The 24,110-nt window shown below is 71.0% G+C and carries 24 protein-coding genes; 10 read left to right on the top strand and 14 right to left on the bottom strand.

The window, feature by feature from the left end; translation table 11 throughout:
* Nucleotides 1-4: 4 nt before the first annotated feature.
* The 3 genes from ABZU91_RS03735 to ABZU91_RS03725 all read left to right on the top strand — a co-directional run bounded on the left by ABZU91_RS03735 (nt 5) and on the right by ABZU91_RS03725 (nt 3,449).
* Complete coding sequence (locus tag ABZU91_RS03735) at nt 5-1,129, top strand: DUF3866 family protein (protein WP_355233532.1); 1,125 nt, start codon at nt 5-7, stop codon at nt 1,127-1,129.
* Nucleotides 1,130-1,267: 138 nt separating this feature from the next.
* Nucleotides 1,268-1,558: a hypothetical protein gene (locus tag ABZU91_RS03730; RefSeq protein ID WP_355233530.1), complete on the top strand. Its 291-nt coding sequence runs from the start codon at nt 1,268-1,270 to the stop codon at nt 1,556-1,558.
* An 85-nt stretch (nt 1,559-1,643) separates the two neighbouring features.
* Nucleotides 1,644-3,449, top strand: coding sequence for a protein-arginine deiminase family protein (locus tag ABZU91_RS03725; protein WP_355233528.1), 1,806 nt, complete (start codon nt 1,644-1,646; stop codon nt 3,447-3,449).
* A 225-nt stretch (nt 3,450-3,674) separates the two neighbouring features.
* Here ABZU91_RS03725 and ABZU91_RS03720 read toward each other — a convergent pair whose 3' ends face one another.
* From ABZU91_RS03720 to rfbA, 4 genes are all read right to left on the bottom strand, one after another.
* Complete coding sequence (locus tag ABZU91_RS03720) at nt 3,675-3,869, bottom strand: hypothetical protein (protein ID WP_355233526.1); 195 nt, start codon at nt 3,867-3,869, stop codon at nt 3,675-3,677.
* Between the two features lie 67 nt (nt 3,870-3,936).
* Nucleotides 3,937-5,295: a Pup--protein ligase gene (gene pafA / locus ABZU91_RS03715; RefSeq protein WP_234581936.1), complete on the bottom strand. Its 1,359-nt coding sequence runs from the start codon at nt 5,293-5,295 to the stop codon at nt 3,937-3,939.
* Between the two features lie 68 nt (nt 5,296-5,363).
* Nucleotides 5,364-5,987 (bottom strand): dTDP-4-dehydrorhamnose 3,5-epimerase, encoded by a 624-nt coding sequence (gene rfbC / locus ABZU91_RS03710; protein ID WP_355233523.1) that lies wholly within the window; start codon nt 5,985-5,987, stop codon nt 5,364-5,366.
* Nucleotides 5,984-6,871, bottom strand: coding sequence for a glucose-1-phosphate thymidylyltransferase RfbA (gene rfbA / locus ABZU91_RS03705; protein ID WP_355053027.1), 888 nt, complete (start codon nt 6,869-6,871; stop codon nt 5,984-5,986). The genes rfbC and rfbA overlap by 4 nt, the downstream gene beginning before the upstream one ends.
* Before the next feature lie 89 nt (nt 6,872-6,960).
* Here rfbA and rfbB point away from each other — a divergent pair, with 89 nt between their 5' ends.
* The 4 genes from rfbB to ABZU91_RS03685 all read left to right on the top strand — a co-directional run bounded on the left by rfbB (nt 6,961) and on the right by ABZU91_RS03685 (nt 10,494).
* A complete protein-coding gene (gene rfbB / locus ABZU91_RS03700) occupies nt 6,961-7,962 on the top strand; it encodes a dTDP-glucose 4,6-dehydratase (protein ID WP_355233521.1) in 1,002 nt (333 codons plus the stop codon).
* 159 nt (nt 7,963-8,121) lie between these two features.
* Entirely contained in the window at nt 8,122-8,493 is a 372-nt protein-coding gene (locus tag ABZU91_RS03695) for a DUF2304 domain-containing protein (protein WP_007459918.1), read from the top strand.
* Entirely contained in the window at nt 8,486-9,187 is a 702-nt protein-coding gene (locus ABZU91_RS03690) for a glycosyltransferase family 2 protein (RefSeq protein ID WP_355233519.1), read from the top strand. Before ABZU91_RS03695 ends, ABZU91_RS03690 begins: the two co-directional genes overlap by 8 nt.
* The gene (locus tag ABZU91_RS03685) at nt 9,184-10,494 is read left to right on the top strand and encodes a polysaccharide biosynthesis protein (RefSeq protein ID WP_355233517.1); all 1,311 of its coding nucleotides are present in this window, start codon (nt 9,184-9,186) and stop codon (nt 10,492-10,494) included. The genes ABZU91_RS03690 and ABZU91_RS03685 overlap by 4 nt, the downstream gene beginning before the upstream one ends.
* Nucleotides 10,495-10,723: 229 nt before the next feature.
* Here ABZU91_RS03685 and prcA read toward each other — a convergent pair whose 3' ends face one another.
* The 7 genes from prcA to arc all read right to left on the bottom strand — a co-directional run bounded on the left by prcA (nt 10,724) and on the right by arc (nt 18,896).
* On the bottom strand, nt 10,724-11,554 hold the full coding sequence (gene prcA, locus ABZU91_RS03680; RefSeq protein WP_355233515.1) for a proteasome subunit alpha: 831 nt from the start codon (nt 11,552-11,554) through the stop codon (nt 10,724-10,726).
* A gap of 62 nt (nt 11,555-11,616) precedes the next feature.
* Nucleotides 11,617-12,456, bottom strand: a complete 840-nt coding sequence (gene prcB / locus ABZU91_RS03675) for a proteasome subunit beta (RefSeq protein ID WP_355233513.1) — start codon at nt 12,454-12,456, stop codon at nt 11,617-11,619.
* Nucleotides 12,375-13,046: an endonuclease VII domain-containing protein gene (locus ABZU91_RS03670; protein WP_355233511.1), complete on the bottom strand. Its 672-nt coding sequence runs from the start codon at nt 13,044-13,046 to the stop codon at nt 12,375-12,377. Before ABZU91_RS03670 ends, prcB begins: the two co-directional genes overlap by 82 nt.
* Before the next feature lie 6 nt (nt 13,047-13,052).
* Nucleotides 13,053-13,268: a ubiquitin-like protein Pup gene (locus ABZU91_RS03665; protein WP_088948111.1), complete on the bottom strand. Its 216-nt coding sequence runs from the start codon at nt 13,266-13,268 to the stop codon at nt 13,053-13,055.
* Between the two features lie 104 nt (nt 13,269-13,372).
* Nucleotides 13,373-14,890 (bottom strand): depupylase/deamidase Dop, encoded by a 1,518-nt coding sequence (gene dop / locus ABZU91_RS03660; RefSeq protein ID WP_355233508.1) that lies wholly within the window; start codon nt 14,888-14,890, stop codon nt 13,373-13,375.
* Nucleotides 14,891-15,015: 125 nt separating this feature from the next.
* Nucleotides 15,016-16,980, bottom strand: coding sequence for a hypothetical protein (locus ABZU91_RS03655; RefSeq protein ID WP_355233506.1), 1,965 nt, complete (start codon nt 16,978-16,980; stop codon nt 15,016-15,018).
* A gap of 131 nt (nt 16,981-17,111) precedes the next feature.
* Nucleotides 17,112-18,896, bottom strand: a complete 1,785-nt coding sequence (gene arc, locus ABZU91_RS03650; protein ID WP_355233504.1) for a proteasome ATPase — start codon at nt 18,894-18,896, stop codon at nt 17,112-17,114.
* A gap of 178 nt (nt 18,897-19,074) precedes the next feature.
* Here arc and ABZU91_RS03645 point away from each other — a divergent pair, with 178 nt between their 5' ends.
* Nucleotides 19,075-19,368 (top strand): ferredoxin, encoded by a 294-nt coding sequence (locus ABZU91_RS03645; RefSeq protein WP_355233502.1) that lies wholly within the window; start codon nt 19,075-19,077, stop codon nt 19,366-19,368.
* Between the two features lie 47 nt (nt 19,369-19,415).
* Here ABZU91_RS03645 and ABZU91_RS03640 read toward each other — a convergent pair whose 3' ends face one another.
* From ABZU91_RS03640 to ABZU91_RS03630, 3 genes are read right to left on the bottom strand one after another with little or no spacing between them, the layout of a single operon-like run.
* Nucleotides 19,416-19,988, bottom strand: a complete 573-nt coding sequence (locus ABZU91_RS03640; protein WP_355233500.1) for a hypothetical protein — start codon at nt 19,986-19,988, stop codon at nt 19,416-19,418.
* 28 nt (nt 19,989-20,016) lie between these two features.
* Nucleotides 20,017-20,955, bottom strand: a complete 939-nt coding sequence (locus ABZU91_RS03635; protein WP_355233702.1) for a tRNA (adenine-N1)-methyltransferase — start codon at nt 20,953-20,955, stop codon at nt 20,017-20,019.
* Between the two features lie 44 nt (nt 20,956-20,999).
* On the bottom strand, nt 21,000-22,154 hold the full coding sequence (locus ABZU91_RS03630) for a site-2 protease family protein (protein ID WP_355233498.1): 1,155 nt from the start codon (nt 22,152-22,154) through the stop codon (nt 21,000-21,002).
* Between the two features lie 77 nt (nt 22,155-22,231).
* On the opposite strand from ABZU91_RS03630, the gene ABZU91_RS03625 reads away from it, so the two are divergent.
* Together ABZU91_RS03625 and ABZU91_RS03620 are read left to right on the top strand one after the other, a co-directional pair.
* Nucleotides 22,232-23,146, top strand: coding sequence for a RecB family exonuclease (locus ABZU91_RS03625; RefSeq protein ID WP_355233496.1), 915 nt, complete (start codon nt 22,232-22,234; stop codon nt 23,144-23,146).
* 252 nt (nt 23,147-23,398) lie between these two features.
* Nucleotides 23,399-24,085: a response regulator transcription factor gene (locus ABZU91_RS03620; protein ID WP_355233494.1), complete on the top strand. Its 687-nt coding sequence runs from the start codon at nt 23,399-23,401 to the stop codon at nt 24,083-24,085.
* Nucleotides 24,086-24,110: the final 25 nt, after the last annotated feature.

Below are 24,110 nucleotides of genomic sequence, written 5' to 3'. Positions count from 1 at the left end.
CGTCATGGTGCGATGGCGTACGGGGACGGTGGCGGCGCTGCGGCGGCAGTGGACCGGGGCGGTGGAACTCGACGTCGACCTGCCCGACGGCACGCGCATGCGGGCGCTGGCCTATCCCGAGCTGGTCGGCACGCCCGAGCCCGGCGACCGGGTGCTGCTCAACGCCGGTGCGCTGCTGATGGGGTTGGGCACCGGCGGGTACGCCCTCGTGGTGGCGCTGCCGGACCGGCTGCCCCCGGACCCGCCGGACGCCGCCGACAACCGCGACTCCGGGCACCTGGTCAAGGCCCGCTACACGCCGTTGCAGCCGATCCTGCTCGGCGTGGACGAGGAGGCCTCCCCGCACCGCGCCGTGCTGGCCGACGCCGACGACCTGGGCGGCATGCCGGTGGTGACCGCCGACCTGCACTCGGCGCTGCCGGCGATCCTGGCCGGCATCCGGGTCGACGCCCCGCAGGCGCGGGTCGCGTACCTGCTCACCGACGGTGGGGCGCTGCCGGCCTGGTTCTCCCGCACCCTCGCCGGTCTACGCGACGAGCTGGCTGGGACGATCACGGTCGGGCAGGCGTTCGGCGGCGACCTGGAAGCGACGACCCTGCACGGCGGTCTGCTCGCCGCCCGGCACGTGCTGCGCGCCGACGTGGCCATCGTGGCGCAGGGGCCCGGCAATCTGGGCACGGGCACCCGGTGGGGCTTCTCCGGCGTCGCCGTTGGCGAGGCGGTCAACGCGATCGCCACGCTCGGCGGGCGGCCGGTCGGCTCGCTGCGCATCTCCGACGCCGACCCCCGCCCCCGGCACAACGGCGTGTCGCACCACAGTCTCACCGCGTACGGCCGGGTGGCGCTCGCCCCGGCGGAGCTGGTGGTGCCCGACGGCCTGGACCCCGCCCTGGCCGCCGAGGTCGACGCGGCCCTGGCCCCACTGGCGGCCCGGCACCGGATCGTGACGGTGCCCACGGCTGGCCTGGACGCCGCGCTGCGCGCCAGCCCAGTCCCCCTGTCCACCATGGGCCGCGCCCTGGACGCCGACCACGCCTACTTCCTGGCAGCAGCAGCAGCCGGCCGCCACACCACAACCCACCTCCCCCAACCCCCACCCCCACCCCCAAACCCCACCCCCACCCCCTGACCCCGCGTTGATCATGAAGTTATTGCGCGCCGCCCCGGCGTGTCTTGGCAACAACTTCATGATCAACGCGGGCGGTGCTCGTGGTCTGGGGGTCAGCGGATTACTGGGCGTTGGTCTTGGGGTAGGGGCTCGACGTTCATGATCGGCTCCCGCGTCGTCGTCGCCGCCGACGGGCCGGGCGGGCGGAGTTGCCCGCACCGGCGCAGGATGGGCCGAGACCGCTGGGGCGCGCAGTGCGGGCGGACGGCCCGCACCGGAACCCGATGCGGGCGGACCACCCACGTCGGCGACGGCCAACGGATACCCGAGGGCGCGACCCGGCTGGGCCATCTCTGGCCCCGGTGGGTCACCGACGGACGCCGGCACGACGGTCAGGCGCGGACCGCCGACCACGCCGGCCCGCGTCCCGGCATCGGGCCGCTTCCCTGACGGTTCGGTGGGCGAGGCGATCCACGAACAGTTTCCAACCGAACGCTGACCGTTCCCTGACAAGTCGTCGTTAGCGTCCACGCCCATGAATCGATCCACCACGTGGGCGGTGGCCGGCCTGACCGCCGTCGCCCTGACCGTTGCGCCCGTTCCGGCCTCGGCCGCGGACAGCAGCGGCGCCCAGCTCCAGGAGGTCACTCCGGGCGGGCTGTTCCTGGCCAACATCGACGACGACGCGAACGCCTGCCGGTCGGCGGCCCAGCGGATCACGAGCGAGGCGGTGGCCCGCGAGGAGGCCAACGAGCAACGTTTCAGCGACGAGAAGGATGCCCTCGCCCAACTACCGGACCAGGAGCAGGCCGAGAGGGACTTCCTGGCCCTGCGTCGGTCGCACCGGTGGGAGCAGAACCTCGCCGACCGGCAGCTGGCCGCGTGCAACGACGCCGCCGACGCGGTGGTGAACGGTGCCGCAGACGAGCGGGACCTGTTCCGGTTGCGGGTGACGCCCTGGTCGAACGCGCCGGCCGCCGCCACCGCGAGGGTGACGACGAGCGGCAAAGTGCGGCTGTTCGTGAAGCGCGCCCGCTGGGAGGTGGCGGACGTCCTGACGGTCGCCGAGCTGCGCCGAGGCGTCGACCTGGGCCTGGAGGGCACCGACGTCGTGCGGGACCGGGCCGACTGGGACGGCACGGCGGTGGTCACCCTGACCGTCACCGTCGCGGGCGCAGCCACCACCCGTGCGGTACGTCTGCGGGCGGCACCCGTGCTCACCCAGCTCAACACGCAACGACTGCAACGTGTGTTCGCCGCCGAATCCGATGACGAGAACGTTCGCGGCTGGCATGCCGAGATCGCCAAGGTGGCACCGCTGACCACCCTGGCGACCGCCGACGACGGCTGGACGCAGGACCTGTTCGAACCGGCGTACCAGAAGGTCGACGGGAACGGCATGCGGGTGCTCGTGCCCTCGGTGAACGACCGGCACCGGCAGGCCGCGCGCGCCGCCTACACGCAGCTGCGGGGACGCGACGTGGCGGTGGTGCACATCGCCGACGTGCCGCAGGCCGACAGCGACGACGACAACACGTACGACTCGATGGGCAACCTGGAGACCATGCCGCCCACGCCGGGTCACCCGAACGGGACGATCGTGGTGGGCGGCACGCCCTCGGCGCGGGTCATGACGTTCTTTCGGGCACAGGGCGCGCAGGACGTGGTCACGGTGGACACCGGCTGGCTGACCGTCGGGCACGTCGACGAGTTCATCCAGTTCCTGCCCGTCGACGGCGGATGGAAGGCGATCGTCGCCGACCCGGCCGCCGGCCTCACGATGCTGGCCGGCGTGCCGCAGAAGGAGAAGCTGCACGGCAACCTGCCGACGTTGGAGTGGCCCTACGACGAGCGCATCGACAAGCGCACCGTCGCCGAGTTCCGCGCCGACGACCAGTTCGTCGACACCAACCGCATCGCCGCCCGCCGGATCGACCAGAACATCGCCACGCTGGGCCTGCCGGCGTCCCGGATCGTCCGGATTCCGGTCCTGTTCACCGCCCGCAGCTTCGACTGGGCGCTGGCACAGAGCGCGATCGACGGCATGGACGACGGACCGGAGAAGGACGACGCGATCGTCGCCCTCAACGCCATGCGGTACGCCGTCGGCGAGACCCCCAACCTGATCAACGGGCTGGTGGTCAACGGCAACCGGTACGTCGCGCCCAAACCGTACGGCCCTCTGCTCGGCGGCCACGACGTGTTCGAGACCGCCGCCACCCGGGCACTGGCGACGGTGGGCTACCAGGTCGGCTACGCGGACGATCTCACCTCCGCGCACGTGGGCGAAGGCGAGATCCACTGCTCGACGAACACGTTCCGGGACTACCTCACCTCGTGACCGACACACGAGGACGGGACGGGTCGCAGGGCGTGGCGAACCACCATCGGATCCCTATTGGAGCCTCACAGCTTCCTGACAAGTGGTCAGTAGCGTCATGCCCATGAGAGCACACGAGCACATCGGAACGACCGCCAACGGCGACTGGGCAATCGACACGGACACGACGACCAGCAGAGAGGGTGAGCACGGCACGCAGCGCTGACCGGACCGGGACAACGCGGTTCAGGACAGGAAGATCAGAGCGAGCCAGCCACCCACGATGACCACCAGCGCCACGGCCAGCACCCAGGTCGGCACGGTGTACTCACCGCGTCGGTTGCGGTCGATCTCGGCACGGATCTTTTCCCGCCGACGTTCGACCCAGTTCTGCCGCTCGGCGCCGCGCTCGGTGCGGTCGGGTGGTCCGGAAGTCGTCATGGCGCGCTCAGCCTACCGGTTGCGCCGGCCCCGGCGGTGAACACCACCGCCGGGGCCGGTGTACCCGTCACATGCTGGCGATCAGCCGCTCCACCCGCTCGTCGTACGCGCGGAACGGGTCCTTGCAGAGGACGGTGCGCTGCGCCTGGTCGTTGAGCTTCAGGTGCACCCAGTCGACGGTGAAGTCGCGCCGCTTCTCCTGGGCGTGCCGGATGAACTCGCCGCGCAGGCGCGCCCGGGTGGTCTGCGGCGGGGTTTCCTTGGCCTCGAAGATCTCCGGGTCGGTGGCGACCCGGTCCACCTCGCCACGGCGCTCCAACAGCCCGTAGAGGCCACGGCCACGGCGCACGTCGTGGTAGGCCAGGTCCATCTGCGCCACCCGGGGATGCGACAGTGGCAGGTCGTGCTTGCGCTGGTACCGCTCGATCAGCCGCAGTTTGCTGACCCAGTCGATCTCGCGCGAGACCGGCTCGAGGTCGCCGCTCTCGACCGCGTTGAGCACCCGGCCCCACAGCTCGACGACCCGCTTGGCGGCCTGGTCGCCGCCACGACGCTCGACGAACTCGGTGGCCTTGGCCAGGTACTCCTGCTGGATGTCCAGAGCGCTGACCTCCTTGCCGGAGGCCAGGCGCACCTTGCGGCGGCCGGTGATGTCGTGCGACACCTCGCGGATGGCCCGGATCGGGTTCTCCAGCGACAGGTCGCGCATGACGACACCGGCCTCGATCATCCGCAGCACGATGTCGGCGGTGCCGACCTTGAGCAGCGTGGTGACCTCGTTCATGTTCGAGTCACCGACGATCACGTGCAGGCGCCGGTAACGCTCGGCGTCGGCGTGCGGCTCGTCGCGCGTGTTGATGATCGGGCGGCTGCGGGTCGTCGCCGAGGAGACGCCCTCCCAGATGTGCTCGGCCCGCTGCGACAGGCAGTAGACCGCGCCCCGCGGCGTCTGCAGCACCTTGCCGGCCCCGCAGATCAACTGCCGGGTCACCAGGAAAGGGATGAGCACGTCGGCGAGCCGACCGAACTCCCCGTGCCGGGACACCAGATAGTTCTCGTGGCAGCCGTACGAGTTGCCGGCCGAGTCGGTGTTGTTCTTGAACAGGTAGATCTCACCTGCGATGCCCTCGTCGTGCAGCCGCTTCTCCGCGTCGACGAGCAGCCCCTCCAGGATCCGCTCGCCGGCCCGGTCGTGGGCCACCAGGTCGGTCACCGAGTCGCACTCCGGTGTCGCGTACTCCGGGTGTGACCCGACGTCCAGGTAGAGACGGGCCCCGTTACGCAGGAACACGTTGCTCGACCGACCCCAGGACACGACGCGCCGGAACAGATACCGCGCGACTTCGTCCGGGGACAGCCGCCGCTGCCCGCGATAGGTGCAGGTGACGCCGTACTCGGTCTCGAGGCCGAAGATTCGCCGCTCCATGATGAGACATTAGCCGCCCGGAGGCCCGGTTCGTCACTGTCACACCACAGGTCGTGCCCGAGGGGCGGTCACATACCGGCCGAGTGCGACATTCCGTCCGGGCCGAGGCTCGCCACGAACCGCCGGCAGGAGTCGTACTCCGGCAGCAGGCCGCTCTCGCGGGCCTGCGCGAGGGTCGGCGCGGCGTCGTCGCGCGCGGACAGCAGCGGCACCTCGGCGGGCCACTCGATGCCCAGCTCCTCGTCCAGCGGGTGCACCGCGTGCTCGCCGGTCGGGTTGTACGTGGCCGAGCACAGGTAGCTCAGCGTCGCGTCGTCGGTCAGCGCGCAGAACCCGTGCCCGAGCCCCTCGCTGAGATAGACCGCCCGCCGGTCGGTGTCGTCCAGCCGGACGCCCTCCCAGCGGCCGAAGGTCGGCGAGCCCACCCGCAGGTCCACGATCACGTCGAGGACCGCGCCGCGCACGCAGGTCACGTACTTGGCCTGCCCCGGCGGTACGTCGGCGAAGTGGATGCCGCGCACCACGCCCCGCGCGGAGACCGACAGGTTGGCCTGGGCGAGGCGCAGCGGGTGCCCCACCGCCTCGGCCAGCTTGTCGAAGCGGTACCACTCCATGAACATGCCGCGCGGATCGCCGTGCTGCTGGGGGCTGATCTCCCAGGCGCCCTCGATGCTCAGCTCGCGGATCTTCACCGGCCCACGCGCCCCTCGTTCTTCTCGGCCAGCAGCCCGAACAGGTACTCGCCGTACCCGCTCTTGACCAGTGGCTCGGCGAGCACCCGCAGCTGGTCGTCGTCGATGAGGCCGGCCCGCCAGGCCACCTCCTCGACGCAACCGATCTTGAGGCCCTGCCGCTCCTCGATCACCCGGACGAACTCGCCGGCCTGCATCATCGAGGCGTGGGTGCCGGTGTCCAGCCAGGCGGTACCCCGGTCGAGCAGGGTGACGGACAGCTCGCCCGTCTCCCGGTACACCTCGTTGACCGCCGTGATCTCCAGCTCGCCCCGGGCGCTGGGGGTGAGCTTGCCGGCGATGTCGACCACCCGGTTGTCGTAGAAGTACAGCCCGGGCACCGCGTAGCGGGACTTCGGCCGCGCCGGCTTCTCCTCGATCGAGAGCACCCGCCCCTCGGCGTCGAACTCCACCACGCCGTACTCCTGCGGGTTGGCCACCGGATAGGCGAACATCCGGCCGCCGACGACCTCGCTGTGGGCGGCGAGCTGCCGACCCAGGCCGACACCGTGGAAGATGTTGTCGCCGAGGATCAGGGCCACCGACTCGGCGCCGATGAAGTCCGCGCCCAACAGGAACGCCTGGGCGATGCCCTCCGGGCGGTCCTGCGTCGCGTACTCCAGCCGCAGCCCGAACTGGCTGCCGTCGCCGAGCAACCGGCGGAACTGGTCCTGGTCCTCCGGAGTGGTGATCACCAGGATCTCCCGCACCCCGGAAATCATCAGGGTGGAGAGAGGGTAGTAGATCATCGGCTTGTCGAAGACCGGCAGCAGCTGCTTGGACACTGCCCTGGTGATCGGCCAGAGCCGGGAACCGGTACCGCCGGCGAGTAGAATTCCGCGCACCTGGGGAGCTTAGCCGCAACCAGCCCGCCGGCATGTCGCAGGTCGCCGCCGACATGCCCGCGTACGCCTTCGCGTACACTCCTGGACCCGTGAGGATCCTCGTCACCGGCGGTGCCGGATTCATCGGTTCGGAGTACGTCCGCATGCTGCTGGGCGTGCCCGGCGGCACGGCCGAGGGCGTGCCAGCGCTCGACCCGGCCGGCGTGACAGTGCTCGACAAGCTCACCTACTCGGGCAACCTGGGCAACCTCGACCCGGTGCGCGACGACCCGCGGCTGCGGTTCGTGCAGGGCGACATCTGCGACCCGACCGTCGTCGACGAGGTGGTCGCCGGGCACGACGTGATCGTGCACTTCGCGGCCGAGTCGCACGTCGACCGCTCGATCGCCGGCGCCGCGCCCTTCGTCACCACCAACGTGCTCGGCACCCAGACCCTGCTCGACGCCGCGCTGCGCCACGGCACCGGCCGTTTCGTGCACGTCTCCACCGACGAGGTGTACGGCTCGATCGACGAGGGCTCCTGGACGGAGACCTGGCCGCTCGCCCCCAACTCGCCGTACTCGGCCTCGAAGGCCGGCTCCGACCTGCTCGCGCTGGCCTACCACCGCACCCACGGCATGGACGTGGTGGTCACCCGCTGCTCCAACAACTACGGGCCGTACCAGTTCCCCGAGAAGGTCATCCCGCTCTTCGTCTCCAACCTGCTCGACGGCGGCACCGTCCCGCTCTACGGCGACGGCGGCAACATCCGCGACTGGCTGCACGTGCACGACCACTGCCGGGGCATCGCGATGGTCCAGCAGAAGGGCCGCGCCGGCGAGGTCTACAACATCGGCGGCGGCACCGAGCTCACCAACAAGGAGCTGACCGGCCTGCTGCTGGAGGCCTGCGGCGCCGGCTGGGACCGGGTCGTCCCGGTCACCGACCGCAAGGGCCACGACCGTCGCTACTCGCTGGACATCACCAAGATCAATCAAGAGCTGGGGTACGCCCCGAGCATCGACCTCACCGACGGTCTGGCGCAGACCGTGCAGTGGTACCGCGACAACCGCGCCTGGTGGGAGCCGCTCAAGGCGGCGCCGACCGCATGACCCGACCGATCAGTCCCCCCGTTTAGCCCCCCGACCGGCGTACAGTCTGCTAGGGAACGGCCGTTGGGCCGCCGCTGGTGTGTCACCCCTTCCGGGCGGGCGCACCACCCTGGCCGCCAGGTACGCCTCCGCCGCTCCACCCGCCCCGTGGAAGGTCGCATGAAGCTCACCCTCGTCACCGGCCTGACCGGCCTGATACTGCTGGCCACCATCGTCGAGCTGCTGCGCCGCCGGCAGCTCCGCGAGAAGTACGGCATGCTCTGGCTCTGCGTCCTGGTGATCGTCATTCCGCTGTCGCTCTTCCCCCGCCTGCTGGACAACGTCGCCGAGCTGCTCGGCGTCCAGTCCGGCGTGAGCCTCGTGCTCTTCCTCGGCATCGTCTTCCTGCTGCTGGTCTGCGTGCACCTCAGCTGGGAGGTCAGCGCCCTGGAAGAGGAGACCCGCACCCTGGCAGAAGACTTCGCCCTGCTACGCGCCGAGATCGACGCGGACCGGGCGGCCCGAGACGAACTGGTGTCACACGATGGTTAACGGCAAGCGGGTCCTGATCATCATCCCCGCGCTCAACGAGTCCGGCTCGATCGCCGACGTCGTCGGCGAGGTCCGCGGCGAACTGCCCGGCGTCGACGTGCTGGTCGTCGACGACGGCTCCACCGACCGCACCGCCGCCGTCGCCGCGGCGGCCGGCGCCCGGGTCGCCAAGCTGCCGTACAACCTCGGCGTCGGCGGCGCCATGCGCCTCGGCTACCGGTACGCCCGCGACCACGACTACGACGTGGCCATCCAGATCGACGCGGACGGCCAGCACGACCCCCGGTACGTGCCGAAGCTCGTTGACCTGCTCGACGACACCGACCTGGTGATCGGCGCCCGGTTCGCCGGCGAGGGCGACTACAACGTCCGCGGCCCCCGCCGCTGGGCCATGGTCATGCTCTCCGGCGTCCTCTCCCGCGTCGCCCGCACCAAGCTCACCGACACCACCTCCGGGTTCCGGGCCGCCAACCGCCGCGTGATCGACATGTTCGCCACCTGGTACCCGGTCGAATACCTGGGCGACACGGTCGAGACGCTTGTGCACACCGCCCGGCGGGGCTACACCATCCGCCAGGTCCCGGTGGCCATGCGCAAGCGGATGGCGGGCACCCCCAGCCACTCCCCGGCCAAGGCCATGATCTACCTCGGTCGCGCCTTCGCCGTCCTCACGTTGGCGCTCATTCGCCGGTGATCCGCCGGCTCCTGAGTCTCGTCCCACCGGGCACCGTCGCCGTCGGCGCCGGCCTGGCCCTGCTGGGGCTCGCCTCCTACGTCCACCTGGCCGTCGCCGGGCACAGCCTCGCCGTGGCGGACTACGGCAGCCTCTCCGTGCTGTGGACGATCGTCTTCACGCTCGGCATCGGCCTGTTCATGCCCGTCGAGCAGGAGGTCGCCCGACTCGTCGCCGGCCGGCACAGTCAGGGTCACACCCCCGGGCCCGTACTGGCCCGGGGGGCCGCCCTGGCCCTCGGTCTGCTGGTCGCCATCGTCGCGCTGATCATCGCCGCCCGTGGCCCGCTCGCCGACCGCTTCTTCGCCGGCGACGACACAATGGTCGCCGTCCTCATCGGGTCGCTCGCCGCGCTCGCCGTCGCGCACACCACCCGTGGCGTGCTCTCCGGCCTGCAACTGTTCCCCTGGTACGGCACCCAACTCGGCGTTGACGGCGGCCTGCGCATCGCCCTCGTCGCCCTGCTCGGCCTGACCGGTGTCACCTCCCCCGTCTGGTTCGGCGCGGTGCTGATCGTCGCGCCGCTGATCGGCGTGGCGGTCACCGCCGCACCGGTCCTGCGGGCCATCGGCGGCGGCGTCCCCGTCGCCTGGGCCGCATTCCTGCGCGGCCTCGGTCTGCTCATCACGTCGAGCCTGCTGTCCCAGGTCGTCGTCAACATCGGCGTGATCAACGTCAAGGTGCTGGACCCGTCCGACGTGGCCACCGCCGGCGCCCTGCTCTCCGCTCTGGTGCTGGTCCGGATTCCGCTGTTCGTCTTCGCCTCACTCCAGGCGTCCCTGCTCCCGGGTCTCGCCACCTCCGCCGCCACCGGCGACCGCGCCGCCTTCAACGGGCTGCTGCGCCGGGCCCTGGGCGTCGTCACCGCGCTCGGCCTCACCGGCGCCGTGCTCGCCGTCCTGCTCGGCCCGTGGCTGGTGCAGACCCTCTTCGACGCGCCCGACGTCCTCGGCCACGGTGACTTCGCCTGGCTCGCCGCGGCCACCCTCGCCTACCTCTGGGCGATGGTCCTCGGTCAGGCGCTACTCGCCCTCGACCGGCACCGGGCGCAGGCGGTCGCCTGGGCCGTGGGCGTGGCCGCGCTGGTCGCCGCCACGCTCGCCCCGGTCGCCACCGCGCTGCGGGTCGAACTCGGCTACGCCATCGGCTCCGTCGTGGTCGCCGCCACCATGGCCGCCCTACTCCGCACCCGCACAAGCGGCCCGGCGCCCATGCACACCACCACCGCCCGCGAGGCCGTCGCACCCGGAGTACCCGCAGGCTCCTGAACCCCCTGGCCCTGGCCCTGGCCCCGGCCCCGGCCACGGCCCCGGCGATCTTGCACTTTCTGTCGAGACAAATGCGCGCAAAAGGTGCACTCGGGCGACAGAAAGTGCAAGATCGGCGAGGCTGAAGCGGGGCTGGGCTAGGGCGGGGCTGGGCTGGGCGCCTGGGGGGTGTGAAACGCAGGCGGCGGGCGACCCCGTTCTCCGGGCCGCCCGCCGCACACGACAGGTCCTACTTGCCGTCCGCCGGCTTGTCCTCCAGGTCGGCGGAGCCCGCCGACGTCGTCGGCTTGTGGGCCTCCGTGGTCGGCTGCGCCGGCGTGTCCGGCCCACCCGCCTCGGCCGGCTCCTCCGCCGCCGCGACGTCACCGTCGAGCAGCGCCGTGAGCGCCGCCCCCGTGATCCGCCGGAACGTACGCCCCACCCGCTGACGGTCCAGCACCGCCACCTCGAGCTGGTTCGCGGCGATCGTACGAGCCGCACCGCCCTCGCCACCGACGGTGCTCAACGCCTGCACCGCCACCCGGACCGCCTCGCCGAGCGACATGTCCGCCCGGTGCTGCGACTTCAGGACACCGGTGATCGCCTCGGCCTGGCCACCCATCGCCATCCGACCCGGCTCGTCGTTGACCGACCCGTCGTACGTGAGCCGGTACAGTTCGTCCTCGTCCGGGGTCGCCCCGACCTCCGCCACACAGATCTCCACCTCGAACGGCTTCGACTGCTCGGTGAAGATCGCGCCCAGCGTCTGCGCGAACGCGTTCGCCAGCGCCCGCCCGGTGACGTCGCGCCGGTCGTAGCTGAGACCGTTCAGGTCTGCCATCCGCACACCGGCACGGCGCAGGTTCTCGAACTCGTTGTACCGGCCGACCGCGGCGAAGCCGATCCGGTCGTAGATCTCACTGACCTTGTGCAGGGCGCTGGAGAGGTTCTCCGCGACGAAGATCACCCCGCCGGAGTAGCTCAGGACCACCGCGCTGCGACCCCGGGCGATGCCCTTGCGGGCCAGCTCGGAGCGGTCGCGCATGATCTGTTCGGGCGAGGCGTAGAACTGCATGGCCACGGCGGCGGTTCTCCTTACGGCGCTGTGCTGAGGACTGCTGACTGGTGGGGGTGGACGGGGGTTCAGCCGCCCGGGTTCTCCATCCGGCCGGCGACCACACCCTCGGCGATCGCCGCCGTCTCGGAGTCCGTCAACCGGCGCGTGCCCTCGGCGGTAGCGGTCATCACCACCGGATAGATCCGGCGGGTCAGGTCCGGTCCGCCGGTCGCGGTGTCGTCGTCGGCCGCGTCGTAGAGCGCCTCGACCGCGAGCCGGGTCGCGTCATCGAGGGACACGCCGGTCCGGAAACGCTTCTTGAGCGCCGACTTGGCGAAGAGCGAGCCGGAGCCGATGGCGTCGTAGCCGGTCTCCTCGTACGGGCCACCGGTCACGTCGAAGCTGAAGATCCGCCCAGCCCGCGCCGGGTCGCTGGCGGCCAGGTCGAAGCCGGCGAACAGCGGAACGACGGCGAGGCCCTGCATGGCCGCACCCAGGTTGCCCCGGATCATCGACGCGAGCCGGTTGGCCTTGCCATCGAGCGAGAGCATCGCGCCCTCGATCTTCTCGTAGTGCTCCAGCTCCACCTGGAACAGTCGCATCAGCTCGATGCCGATGCCCGCGGTGCCCGCGATGCCGACCAACGAGTACGCGTCGGCGGGGTGCACCTTCTCGATGTCGCGCTGGGCGATGAGGTTGCCCATGGTGGCCCGTCGGTCACCGGCCATCACCACGCCACCGGCGGCCGAGATCGCCACGATGGTGGTCGCGTGCGGCGCCAGGTCGGCGGCCATGCCCGGCGGAAGGGGTCGACGACCGGGCAGCATCTCGGGCGCCACCCGGCTCAGGAACGTGGTGAAGGAGGACGTCCCCGCGTTGGTGAACACATCTGGTAGACGCCCGGATGGATCAAAGCCCGCTGCCACGTGGTTCCTCTCAGGTACGTGATCGCCCTGGCCAGCCTCGTAGGACTGTCACGGAACTGGCCAAGACCACCGTTGCAGTTGAAGCAGAGTATCCCGCGCACCCATCCGGTGCGATGATCGTGGTCCAGATGTTGCGGGTCCGCGCCGCCACAGATCGCGCAGACCCCGCCCTGTTCGGCCAGGAGCTCCTGAAACTCCTTCTCCCCAATGCCGTAGCGCCGCCGCAGGTGGTACTCGCGCGTGCCGCCGTACAGCCGCTGCGCCGTCTCTTTCCCGCGGGCATTGTGGCAGGGTTTGCAGTAGCTGTGTCGGCCGCTGGTCTTGGTGGAGGTGGTGGGGATGTCTTCCAAGGGCTTGATCTGCGCACAGTCCGGACACCACTTGAGGCCTTCGCCGACGGGCGTGGGTGACTTTCGCTGTGGGCCGATACCACGCTTACGACGACTTGCCTCCGACCGTGCAGCGGCGCAGACCTTGCAGCAGAAGGCCAGCCCGTCCTTCCTCCGCCGGTCGCGGTGGAAGTCCGAGGTGGCCAGCACTCTTTTGCACTGCGGACACGCCTTCTCGGCACTGTCCGGCAAATCAGACATATAGTATCATTCACCCCCTTTCTGGACATAGCCCCTGACGAATTCCTCGGCGTTTTCTTCCAGGACGGAGTCGATCTCGTCGAGCAGGTCGTCGACGTCCTCGGTGATCTCGGCGTGCCGCTCGGCCACCTCGGGGTTGGCCTCGGTGGTGACGTCCTCGATTTCCTCGCCCTGGCGGGACTTGCCGGACTGCGACTGGCCGCCGCTGTCATGAGTGGCCATTGCTGCCTCCTCCACGATCGTCTGCGATGAACTTACCTCGCCCGGACGACGAAAAGCCCGCCGCGCGCCGGCTTGCGGCGCGCAGCGGGCAATCGGTGTCGCGTTCAGCCGCCGGTCAGCGTCTCCAGCAGGTCCTTGGCGCTGGCGCAGCGGTCGAACAGGGCCCCGACGTGAGCGCGGGTGCCACGCTCCGGCTCCATCATCGGCACCCGGACGAGCGACTCCCGGCCCACGTCGAAGATCACCGAGTCCCAGCTCGCGGCGACCACCTCGGAGGCATACTGCGCGAGGCAGCGGCCCCGGAAGTAGGCCCGGGTGTCCTCCGGCGGCTCGGTCATCGCGCTGCGGACCTCCTCGTCGGTGAGCAGCGTCTTCATGGCCCCTCGGGAGACGAGCCGGTTGTAGAGGCCCTTCTCCGGGCGTACGTCGGAGTACTGGAGGTCGACGAGCTGGAGCTTGTGCGAACCCCAGCCGAGCTTCTCCCGCTCCCGGTAGCCCTCCAGCAGCCGCAGCTTCGCCACCCAGTCCAACTCGTCCACGCAGAGCATCGGGTCGCGGCCGAGCCGGTCCAGCACGCCCTCCCACCGGTCCAGCACGTCGGCGGTCTGCTCGTCGACATCGGTGCCGTAGCGGTCGTCGACAAAGGACCGCACCCGTTCGAGGTACGCCCACTGCACGTCCAGGGCGGTCAGCCGGCGGCCGTCGCGCAGCCGCATGAGGTGCGTGAGGGACGGGTCGTGGCTGACCGCGCGCAGTTCGCTGACCGGGTCGGCGATGCCGAGGTCGGCGCTGAGCGCCTTCTCCTCGATCATGGTGAGGATCAGCGCGGTGGTGCCCACCTTGAGGTAGGTGGAGATCTCGGAGAGGTTGGCGTCGCCGATGATGACGTGCAGCCGGCGGTACTTGTCGGCGTCGGCGTGCGGCTCGTCGCGGGTGTTGATGATCGGTCGCTTGAGGGTGGTCTCGAGGCCGACCTCCACTTCGAAGAAGTCGGCGCGCTGGGAGATCTGGAAGCCGCTCTGCCCGCCGTCCTGTCCGATGCCGACGCGGCCGGCGCCGCAGACGATCTGCCGGGTCACGAAGAAGGGCGTCAGGTACGCCACGATGTCGGCGAACGGGGTCTGCCGGCGCATCAGGTAGTTCTCGTGGGCGCCGTAGCTCGCGCCCTTGTTGTCGGTGTTGTTCTTGTAGAGGTGGATGGGCTGGCTGCCGGGGATGGTGGCGGCGCGGCGGGACGCCTCGGCCATCACCCGCTCGCCGGCCTTGTCCCAGCGCACGATGTCGCGGGGCGTGGTGACCTCGGGAGTGGAGTATTCGGGGTGCGCGTGGTCCACGTAGAGGCGTGCGCCGTTGGTGAGTATCACGTTGGCCAGGCCCAGGTCCTCGTCGGCGAGGGCCTCGGCGGGGTCGTAGGCGGCTCCGGAGTAGGTGAAGCCGCGGGCGTCGCGCAGCGGCGACTCCTCCTCGTAGTCCCAGCGGGCGCGGCCGCCCCGGTTGAGCTCGGGCCGGGCCCCGTAGGCGTTGACCACCTGGGACGAGGTCACCATCGGGTTCGCTCCGGCCTGGCCGGGTACGGAGATGCCGTACTCGACCTCGGTGCCCATGATCCGTCTTACGCTCATCGACCTACCCGCTTCGCTCGCCCGACCCGGTCCCCGTCATGTCGAGCGTAGTCCGACTGTTCGGGGTCGGGGGCGCGCCGGTGCGGGCGGGTTACGGGTGTCGCCCCGCGCCCCGCCCGCCACGTTCAGTACTTGATGATCATTGGAACGGTGGTGACCCGGCCGCGCAGGTCCGGGTACCTGGTCAGCAGCTTGTCGACGCGTCGTTGCGCGGCCGGGTCGCTGACCAGCAGGCGGATCGGACCACGGGTTGAGCGCAGAATCTTGCGGGTGCGCTCGGGTTCCTCGAACATCGGCAGGTAGATCGCCGGCTCGCTCTGGGCGGTGGTGCCCTGCAGGGCGGAGAGGCAGATCGATTCCACGTAGCCGCGGTAGCCGGTCCGGTCGAGCACGACGGTGATGGTGCCCGGCTGGTCGGGGTGGCGGCGGTAGGCCGCGGCGCAGACCTGGGCGACCCTCGACGGTTTGTCCACGCTGTGCTGGACCCAGAGCTGCGTCCAGCTCTGCTTGTCCACCACGAGCAGGCTCCGACTCCAGCCGGTGAGCCCGCAGAGGGTCACGACGGTGAGCACGGCCAGGGTGGCGGCGAGCGCGGGTACGGCGACGGCCCGGACCCGGTTCGAACGCCGTTCGGCGGACGGCACGGGCAGCAGCAGGACCAGGGCGGCGGTGCCGACGATGAGCCCGACCGTGGCGAGGTGCACGCCCTTCATGAAGTAGTAGGCGGGCTGGACGCCGGCGAGGACGTTCGCCAGGGCGATGGCGAGGGCGAAGGCGACGGCAACCAGCACGGCGGCGAGGTGCCTCCGCCAGGCCCGGTCGGCGCGGCGGGCCTGGATCACGAGGCCGATCAGGACGATCGGGGCGAAGCCGAGCAGGGCACGCCACGCCTCGGCGAGTTCCAGGCCGGCCTTGGCGTCGAGGGCTTCGGTCTGACCTGCGGCGAAGACGCCCAGTACCAGGGGCAGCGGGGCGAGCAGGGCGGTGACCAGGCCGACGGCGAAGACGGTCCGGCGGGTGTGGAGCAACTCCCGGCGGTGCGCGATCAGCCAGCCGAGCACCAGCAGCCCGGCCGGTGGGAGGAACAGGTAGTAGGTGAAGCCGATGCCGGTGAGCAGCGCGCCGAGCAGGACGAGTTGTTCCCGGTTGCTGGCGAGCGGGCGTACGACGAGCGCGGTCAGCGCGACGGCGAGCGCGAGCCCGAGCACCTCGCTGGGGTAGCCGGCGATGAGCAGGCGGGGCAGTTGGCTGCCGAGGACGAGGGCGCTGACGACGACGGTCAGGACGACCCGGTGCAGCGGGTGCAGGGGTCCGGGAAGGCGTTGGGCGGCCCAGAAGAGCGTGAGCACGAACAGGCCGAAGGTGGCGAAGCACCACCACCCGTAGTGGCCGAGGCTGCTGGCCCCGCTCGGCGTACCGGTGGCGGAGCGCAGGTGCGCGTCGAGCACGGCGGTGGTGAGGTGCCAGCCCTGCGGGTAGCGGGCGAGCAGGGAGACGATGTCGTCGCGGGCGGCCGACGGGTCGAGGAAGACGTACCCGCCGAGCCGGCCGATGGCGTCGACGAGGGCGACGTGGCGGAAGTTGTCCTCGCCGAGGGCGAGGAGGCTGAGGCGCCCGGCGAGGGTGCTGGCCCGCAGCCAGGGTGATGCGAGGTAGCCGACGACGGCGACGGTGGCGACGACCGGCAGCAGGTCGGTCCACACCGGTCTGGGCAGGCTGGGGCGTCGGCCGGTCACCGTGGCGACGACGGCGAGCGCGCTGAGGGCGGCGCCGCTGACGGCGACCGGGTGCAGCCCCCAGGGCCAGAGAGTGAAGAGCAGCCCGGCGATGGTGGTGGCGCCGACGAGCAGCAGCGTGGCGAGCACGAGCCGGTCGAGCAGGGTGCGGCCGCCGCGCAGCAGGCTGGCTGTGGCCAGCAGCACGAGCGGGGGCAGCAGCCAGGCCAGGTGCAGGGGGTACGCGACCGCGGGTACCAGCCACGCGGCCGCCAGCGCGAGGAGCAGCGTGCGGTACGAGCGGGCGGAAGGCGGGGTCCGCGGATCGACCGCGGGGCGTGCCGGCGGGTCGGTGACGGTGAGTTCGGACGGCACGCGGATCCTCGACGTTTCGCAGGGGTGGGAAGCGCCACAGCGTACCGGGTCGGGTGGGCGTGTGTGGGCCGGTGCGACGAGCGGGGCCCGGGACGCCTCGCGTCCCGAGCCCCGCTGGTGTCAGCGCGTTCTTACAGGTACTGGCCGGTGTTGCTGGCGGTCTCGATGGACCGGCCGGCCTCGGCGCCCTTGCCGCCGGAGACGAGCGTGCGGATGTAGACGATCCGTTCGCCCTTCTTGCCGGAGATGCGGGCCCAGTCGTCGGGGTTGGTGGTGTTGGGCAGGTCCTCGTTCTCGCGGAACTCGTCGACGCAGGCGTCGAGCAGGTGCTGCAGGCGCAGCCCCTTGCGACCGGAGGTGAGGAACTCCTTGATGGCCATCTTCTTGCTCCGGTCGACGATGTTCTGGATCATCGCGCCGGAGTTGAAGTCCTTGAAGTAGAGGACTTCCTTGTCGCCGTTGGCGTAGGTGACCTCGAGGAAGCGGTTCTCCTCGGTCTCGGAGTACATCCGCAGAACGACGGCGTCGATCATCGCGGCCACGGTGGCCTGCGGGTCGGTGCCGTGTTCGGCGAGGTCGTCCGGGTGCAGCGGTAGCCCGGGGAGGATGTACTTGGAGAAGATGTCCTTCGCTGCCTCGGCGTCCGGCCGCTCGATCTTGATCTTCACGTCGAGCCGACCGGGGCGCAGGATCGCCGGGTCGATCATGTCTTCCCGGTTGGAGGCGCCGATGACGATGACGTTCTCCAGCCCCTCCACACCGTCGATCTCGCTGAGCAGCTGCGGGACGATCGTGTTCTCCACGTCGGACGAGACGCCGGAGCCACGGGTCCGGAAGATCGAGTCCATCTCGTCGAAGAACACGATCACCGGGGTGCCCTCGCCGGCCTTCTCCCGAGCCCGCTGGAAGATCAGCCGGATGTGCCGCTCGGTCTCGCCGACGTACTTGTTGAGCAGCTCCGGGCCCTTGATGTTGAGGAAGAAGCTGGTGTGCTTCTCCTTGCCCTGCCGCTCGGCGATCTTCTTGGCCAGGGAGTTGGCCACCGCCTTGGCGATCAGCGTCTTGCCGCAGCCGGGCGGTCCGTAGAGCAGGATGCCCTTGGGCGGGCGGAGCTGGTGCTCGCGGAACAGGTCCGCGTGCAGGAACGGAAGCTCGACCGCGTCGCGGATCTGCTCGATCTGCGACTGGAGGCCACCGATGTCGGAGTAGTCGACGTCGGGCACCTCCTCCAGGACCAGCTCCTCGACCTCGCTCTTCGGGATCCGCTCGTACGCGTACGCCGAGCGGGGCTCGATCATGAGCGAGTCGCCGGCACGGATCGCCGAACCGATGAGGGTCTCGGCGAGGTGCACGATGCGCTCCTCGTCGGAGTGGGAGACCACCAGCGCCCGGTCACCCGGCGCGCCGTTCGGCCCCTCCAGGATCTCCTTGAGCATCACCACCTCGCCGACCCGCTCGTACCCGAACGCGTCGACGATGTTGAGTGCGTCGTTGAGCAGGACCTCCTGGCCGCGCTGCAGCTCGGCCACGTCCAGCGAGGGCGAGACGGCTACCCGCAGCTTGCGGCCGCCGGTGAAGACGTCCACCGTGCCGTCGTCGTGCTTGGCCAGGAAGACTCCGTAGCCACTCGGCGGTTGCGCGAGCCGGTCGATCTCCTCCTTGAGCGTGACGATCTGCGTGCGAGCCTCCTTGAGGGTGCTCACCAGCCGGTCGTTGTTCTCGGTCAGCCGCGCCAACTGTGCCTGGGTGGCCGCCAGCCGCTCTTCGAGCTGCCGGACGTGTCGGGGGCTTTCGGTCAACTTGCGCCGCACCAGGGCGAGTTCCTCCTGAAGGAACGCGACCTGCGTGGAGAGATCGTGGGCTTCCTTCTCCCACCGTGCGGCGCGCGAGTCCGCGTCGTCGCTGCGTGCTGCCACGTCCCACCTCCCCGGGGGGCTTGAACGTTCTGAGCTAACACTAGCCGCTATGAGCCCGATTCGGTCCCACGCAACACCCTCGTCACTGAACCTTGATCGCCAAGGGGTGGTCTGCGGGGTCGTTACCGGCGTTCGGGTACCGTCGGAGGCAGGTACGGGAGAACATGGGGGGTGCACCGTGGCCGAGGTCGCGACCGACCAGTTGCAGGTCTGGGTGGACCAGGATCTCTGCACGGGCGATGGGCTCTGCGTGCAGTACGCGCCGGAGGTGTTCGAGTTCGACATCGACGGCCTGGCGTACGTCAAGGGTGTCGACGGTGAGCTGAAGTTGGCCCCGGGCAGCCGCGTCGACGTGCCCGAGCACCTGCGACTCGAGGTGATCGACTCGGCGAAGGAGTGCCCGGGCGACTGCATCCACGTGGTGCGCGGCGACGGCGTCGAGGTCGCCGGCCCGGACGCCGAGGACGACTGAGCCAGCGCCGCGCGGACCGCGCGGCGCTGACCCCGACGGGGTACGCCTCAGAGCATCGGGCGGCCGACGACCGAGGCGACCAGCCGCGCGAACTCCTCGAGTCGGGCGATCTGCCCGGCCCCGCCGTCGTCGAGGGTCTTGCCGAACCGCAGCGCGTCGTGCCGGGGCGTACCGGCCATCTCCTCGCTCGGCGGCGCCTCGTCCAGCGAGGTGAGCAGCAGGTAGACGTCAATGCTGTCGACCCGGATCTCGCCGCTCTCGGAGCGGTTGAGTCGCCGCCGGCAGCCCACCTCGGTGACCGTGGAGACGGGCACGACCCGCAGCGAAGACGTCATCGAGCCCGCTGGCCCCTCCTCCGGCGGCACGTCCTCGCCGTGCCAGAGGATCAACCGGCTGCCGTCGCAGACGACGACCTCCTGCCACACGCCGTTGACCTCGTTGACGAACCGTTCCAGGGTGAAGCCGAGCACCGAGGCGCCGCGCAGCACGCCGCCGAGCGCCTCCAGGGCTACGTCCGGGTCCCGGAGGTAGGCGCGGGCCGCCGACTCGAGGTCCTGGTAGGGCGACCAGTCCGGAAACACGGCGGGCAGGTCGCCGCCGCCGTAACCCGGTCGGCTCATCGGGCCGCCTCCCCCCGCTCACCGATGGTCACGGCCTGTCCATCTCCCCCGTCGAGTCGGCCTGCGCGGCGGCGGCCTGGCGGGCCGCCTCGGCCGCGCGCAGGTCCTCGCGACGCTGCACGTACGCCTCATTGCCCTTGCTGGGCTTTCGGCGACGTGGCGGCGCGGTGACGCCCGGGGCGAGCTTGCGCGCGGAGACCAGGAACGCGGTGTGCGCGATCATCCGGTGGTCGGGTCGGACGGCGAGGCCCTCGGCGTGCCAGTCCCGCACCAGCGACTCCCAGGCGCGCGGCTCGGTCCAGCCACCGCGCTCGCGCAGCGCCTCGACCAGTTCCGAGAGCTGCGGGGTGGTGGCGACGTACCCGATGAACACGCCGCCGGGCACCAGCGCCCGCTCGACCATGTCGAGGGTCTCCCAGGGGGTGAGCATGTCCAGGATGATGCGGTCGAAGCCGGTCTCCTGGCACTGCGCGACGTCACCGACGTGCAGGTGCCACGAGGGGTGCGGCCCGTTGAAGAACGCCTCGACGTTGCGCTTGGCGATCTGGGCGAAGTCGTCGCGCACCTCGAACGAGTGCAACTCACCCTCGGTGCCGACGGCGCGCAGCAGCGAGCAGCTCAGCGCGCCGGAGCCGGCGCCGGCCTCGAGGACCTTCGCGCCGGGGAAGATGTCGCCCATCGCGACGATCTGCGCCGAGTCCTTCGGGTAGATCACCTGGGCGCCGCGAGGCATGGAGAGCACGTAGTCCGAGAGCAGCGGGCGCAGCGCCAGGAACGCGGTGCCACCGCCGGAGGTGGTCACCACGCTGCCGTCGGGCAGCCCGATCAGCGCGTCGTGCGCCAGGATCCCGCGGTGGGTGTGGAACTCCTTGCCGTGCTCCAGCGTCACGGTGTGCATCCGCCCCTTGGGGTCGGTCAGCTGCACACGGTCGCCGGGCCGGAACGGGCCTCGGTGCACAGGTGTCAGCGTCCGGGGGGCGGCGTCGGCTCCGACGGTGGAGGGAGTTGCGGTCACGGTGTCATCTTCCGGTTGGGTTCGAGGAGCTGTGCCAGGTCCCCGATGTGCAGAATGCCGACGACATCTTCGCCTGACGTCACCACGTACTGCGCGCCCGGGTGGGTCTGCACGACCTCCATCACCCGTTCGCCGTCGAGACCGAGTGACAGCGCGGGAAGCTCGGTGAGGGACCGGGCGACGGCGTCCACCGCCAGCCAGGGACGACGCTCGGCGGGGACGGCAGCGGCGGCGGCCGGATCGACGAGCGCCACCGGGCGGCCGATCGAATTCGTGACCAGTAGGGCGGCTGCGGGCTGGCCACTCTCGGCGCGGCGGCGCTGGGCCTCGGCCAGCGGCGTGCCGGTGGTCACCGGCCACACCGGCCGCGCCATCTGGGCCAGGTCGATCAGGGGGAACCGCCGGCTGACCCGCGCGGCCCGGATCGACTGCCCGGCGCCGCGCCAGAGGGTGACCGCGACCAGCAGCATGAGCGGCAGCGCCACCGGTGCCAGAGCGTGGGTGAACGTCAGCAGCCCCACCAGTGCGGCCGTGCCGACGGCGACGACGCGCCCCGCCCAGCCGGCGACCTCGGTGCCGCGGTGCCGGTCGCCGGTGAAGCCCCAGACGGCGGCCCGCAGCGCCCGGCCGCCGTCCAGCGGCAAGCCGGGCAGGCTGTTGAACACCGCGACGATGACGTTGCTCAACGCGAGCTGGAGGGCGAGCTGGTGGGCGACGGTGCCCGGGGGCAGGGCGAGCGTGGCGGCGACCGCGAGGCCGCCGAGCACCGCCGAGACCGCCGGGCCGGCCAGCGAGACCAGCAGGTCGATCCGGGGCGTCGGGGCGTCGCGCTCCATCTCGGTGTACCCGCCGAGCAGTTCGAGGGTGATTCCGCGCACACCGATGCCGTAGCGGCGGGCGGTGAGCGCGTGGCCCAACTCGTGCAGAAGCACCGAGCCGAGCAGGGACACCACGAACCCGAAGCCGATCAGGTAGCCGCTGACCTGTGGCAGATCCAACTGGCGGCGGGCGAACTCGGCGTAGAGCACGGCGACCAGCACGGCGAGCAGGAGCATGGAGGCGTTGAGGTACAGGGGCACTCCGAGCACTCGCCCCACGCTCAGACCGGGTCGCCGGTCGGACCGGCGTGGGGGCCGGGATTTCTGCTCCATCGCACCGATGCTACGGACCGGTCACCTGCGGGGCGGCTGGCGGGCGGTGTCATACCGGTGCCCTAACCTTTGCGCACATGACGGCGGAACCGGTCACCACCCCCCAGTCCTCTCCCCCGGCGCAGACGCCCACGACGGTGCGTGCCTCGCTGTCTCCGTCACGGGCCGCGGATTTCAAGACCTGCCCGCTGCTCTACCGGTTCCGCAGCATCGACCGGCTGCCCGAGCGGACGACCATCGAGCAGGCCCGGGGCACGCTGGTGCACGCGGTGCTGGAGCGGCTCTTCGACCTGCCCGCGTCGGGTCGCACCCCGGCCGCGGCGGGCGATCTGGTGGCCCCGCAGTGGGATCGGCTGGTCACCGAGCAGCCGGAACTGGCCGCGATCTTCGACGACGCCGAGCCAGCCGGCCCGGTGGAGTTCCTGCGCTCGGCGGCAGGGCTGCTGGAGGGCTACTTCGCCGTGGAGGATCCGACGCGCCTCGAGCCGGCCGAACGGGAGAGTCTGATCTCGGCGGTCGTGGACGAGGAGTTGTTGATCCGGGGCTATCTCGACCGGCTGGACGTGGCCCCGGACGGCGCGCTGCGGGTGGTCGACTACAAGACCGGCGGAGCGCCCCGGGAGGCGTTCGAGGCACGCGCGCTGTTCCAGCTGAAGTTCTACGCGCTGGTGCTGTGGCGCACCCGCGGGGTGGTACCCCGGGTGTTGCGCCTGCTCTACCTGCGCGACGCCGAGGTGCTGGACTACACGCCCGACGCCGACGAGCTGGTCCGCTTCGAACGCACCGTGGTGGCGCTGTGGCGGGCGATCGAGCAGGCCACCGCCCGACAGGACTTCCGGCCCCGGCCGAGCAAACTGTGCGACTGGTGCAGCCACCAGGCGCTCTGCCCCACGTTCGGCGGAACTCCCCCGCCGTTCCCCGTCGCGGCGGCGAACGCCGACCCCCTCCGCGACGCCCGCAGCACCCCCACACCCCCCGGCGCCGACGACTAACCCACCCCACACCCCGCACCCCACCCCGCACCCCACCCCACCCCACCCCGCCCCGCCCCGCCCCGCCCCGCCCCGCCCCGCCCCGCCCCGCCCCGGCGATCTTGCAGTCTCGGTTGTCGACATCGGGTGATTCGCCCCAGCCTGTCGGCGCAGAAAGTGCAAGATCGCGGCGGAGGAGGGAGTGGCGGAGCGGGGCGACCTTTACCGTGGTCGGCGAAACGCACAGGCCGGTGCAGCGGGACGGGAGACGAGATGAGCGATCGGGTGGCCCCGGCTCGGCCGGTACGCATCCTGCTCGCCGACGACCAGCCGCTGCTGCGTACGGGCTTCCGCATGGTCCTGGGGGCCGAGGGTGACCTGGACGTGGTGGCGGAGGCGGGCGACGGCGTGGAGGCGGTCGAGCTGTCCCGGCGGCTGCTGCCCGACGTCGTGCTGATGGACATCCGGATGCCCCGCATGGACGGGGTGGCGGCGACCCGAGCCATCGTCGACTCCCGCCTGCCGGTGCGGGTGCTGGTGCTGACCACGTTCGACCTCGACGAGTACGTGGTGGGGGCGCTGCGCGCGGGCGCGAGCGGGTTCCTGGCCAAGGACGTACCCGCCGAGGAGCTGATCGCGGCGATCCGCACGGTGGCCGGCGGGGACGCGGTGGTCTCGCCGCGCATCCTGCGGCGACTGCTGGAGCGCTTCGCGGAGCTGCTGCCCGACCCGTCGGCCACGCCGTCGGCGGCGCTCAACGCGCTCACCGACCGGGAACGCGAGGTGCTGGTGCAGGTGGCCCGAGGGTTGTCCAACGCCGAGATCGCGGCCGTGCTGTCGGTGAGCGAGACCACCGTCAAGACCCACGTCGGGCACCTGCTGACCAAGCTGCGGCTGCGCGACCGGGTGCAGGCGGTCGTGCTGGCGTACGAGTCGGGTCTGGTCCGCCCACGGGCGTAGCCGCGAAGCCCCGGGTACCTCACGC

Source organism: Micromonospora sp. NPDC005174 (assembly GCF_040608495.1).
Classification (GTDB): domain Bacteria; phylum Actinomycetota; class Actinomycetes; order Mycobacteriales; family Micromonosporaceae; genus Micromonospora.
This window is presented reverse-complemented; position numbering and strand designations above follow the sequence as displayed.

Excerpts from the sequence above, each read along its gene's own strand:
- ABZU91_RS03625 (WP_355233496.1), top strand. The coding sequence starts at position 22,232 with ATGACGGCGGAACCGGTCACCACCCCCCAGTCCTCTCCCCCGGCGCAG.
- ABZU91_RS03720 (WP_355233526.1), bottom strand. The coding sequence starts at position 3,869 with ATGACGACTTCCGGACCACCCGACCGCACCGAGCGCGGCGCCGAGCGG.
- ABZU91_RS03640 (WP_355233500.1), bottom strand. The coding sequence starts at position 19,988 with ATGAGCCGACCGGGTTACGGCGGCGGCGACCTGCCCGCCGTGTTTCCG.
- ABZU91_RS03670 (WP_355233511.1), bottom strand. The coding sequence starts at position 13,046 with ATGTCTGATTTGCCGGACAGTGCCGAGAAGGCGTGTCCGCAGTGCAAA.
- ABZU91_RS03735 (WP_355233532.1), top strand. The coding sequence starts at position 5 with ATGGTGCGATGGCGTACGGGGACGGTGGCGGCGCTGCGGCGGCAGTGG.
- ABZU91_RS03630 (WP_355233498.1), bottom strand. The coding sequence starts at position 22,154 with ATGGAGCAGAAATCCCGGCCCCCACGCCGGTCCGACCGGCGACCCGGT.
- ABZU91_RS03725 (WP_355233528.1), top strand. The coding sequence starts at position 1,644 with ATGAATCGATCCACCACGTGGGCGGTGGCCGGCCTGACCGCCGTCGCC.
- ABZU91_RS03620 (WP_355233494.1), top strand. The coding sequence starts at position 23,399 with ATGAGCGATCGGGTGGCCCCGGCTCGGCCGGTACGCATCCTGCTCGCC.
- dop (WP_355233508.1), bottom strand. The coding sequence starts at position 14,890 with ATGAGCGTAAGACGGATCATGGGCACCGAGGTCGAGTACGGCATCTCC.
- ABZU91_RS03730 (WP_355233530.1), top strand. The coding sequence starts at position 1,268 with ATGATCGGCTCCCGCGTCGTCGTCGCCGCCGACGGGCCGGGCGGGCGG.
- ABZU91_RS03695 (WP_007459918.1), top strand. The coding sequence starts at position 8,122 with ATGAAGCTCACCCTCGTCACCGGCCTGACCGGCCTGATACTGCTGGCC.
- ABZU91_RS03690 (WP_355233519.1), top strand. The coding sequence starts at position 8,486 with ATGGTTAACGGCAAGCGGGTCCTGATCATCATCCCCGCGCTCAACGAG.
- pafA (WP_234581936.1), bottom strand. The coding sequence starts at position 5,295 with ATGGAGCGGCGAATCTTCGGCCTCGAGACCGAGTACGGCGTCACCTGC.
- ABZU91_RS03665 (WP_088948111.1), bottom strand. The coding sequence starts at position 13,268 with ATGGCCACTCATGACAGCGGCGGCCAGTCGCAGTCCGGCAAGTCCCGC.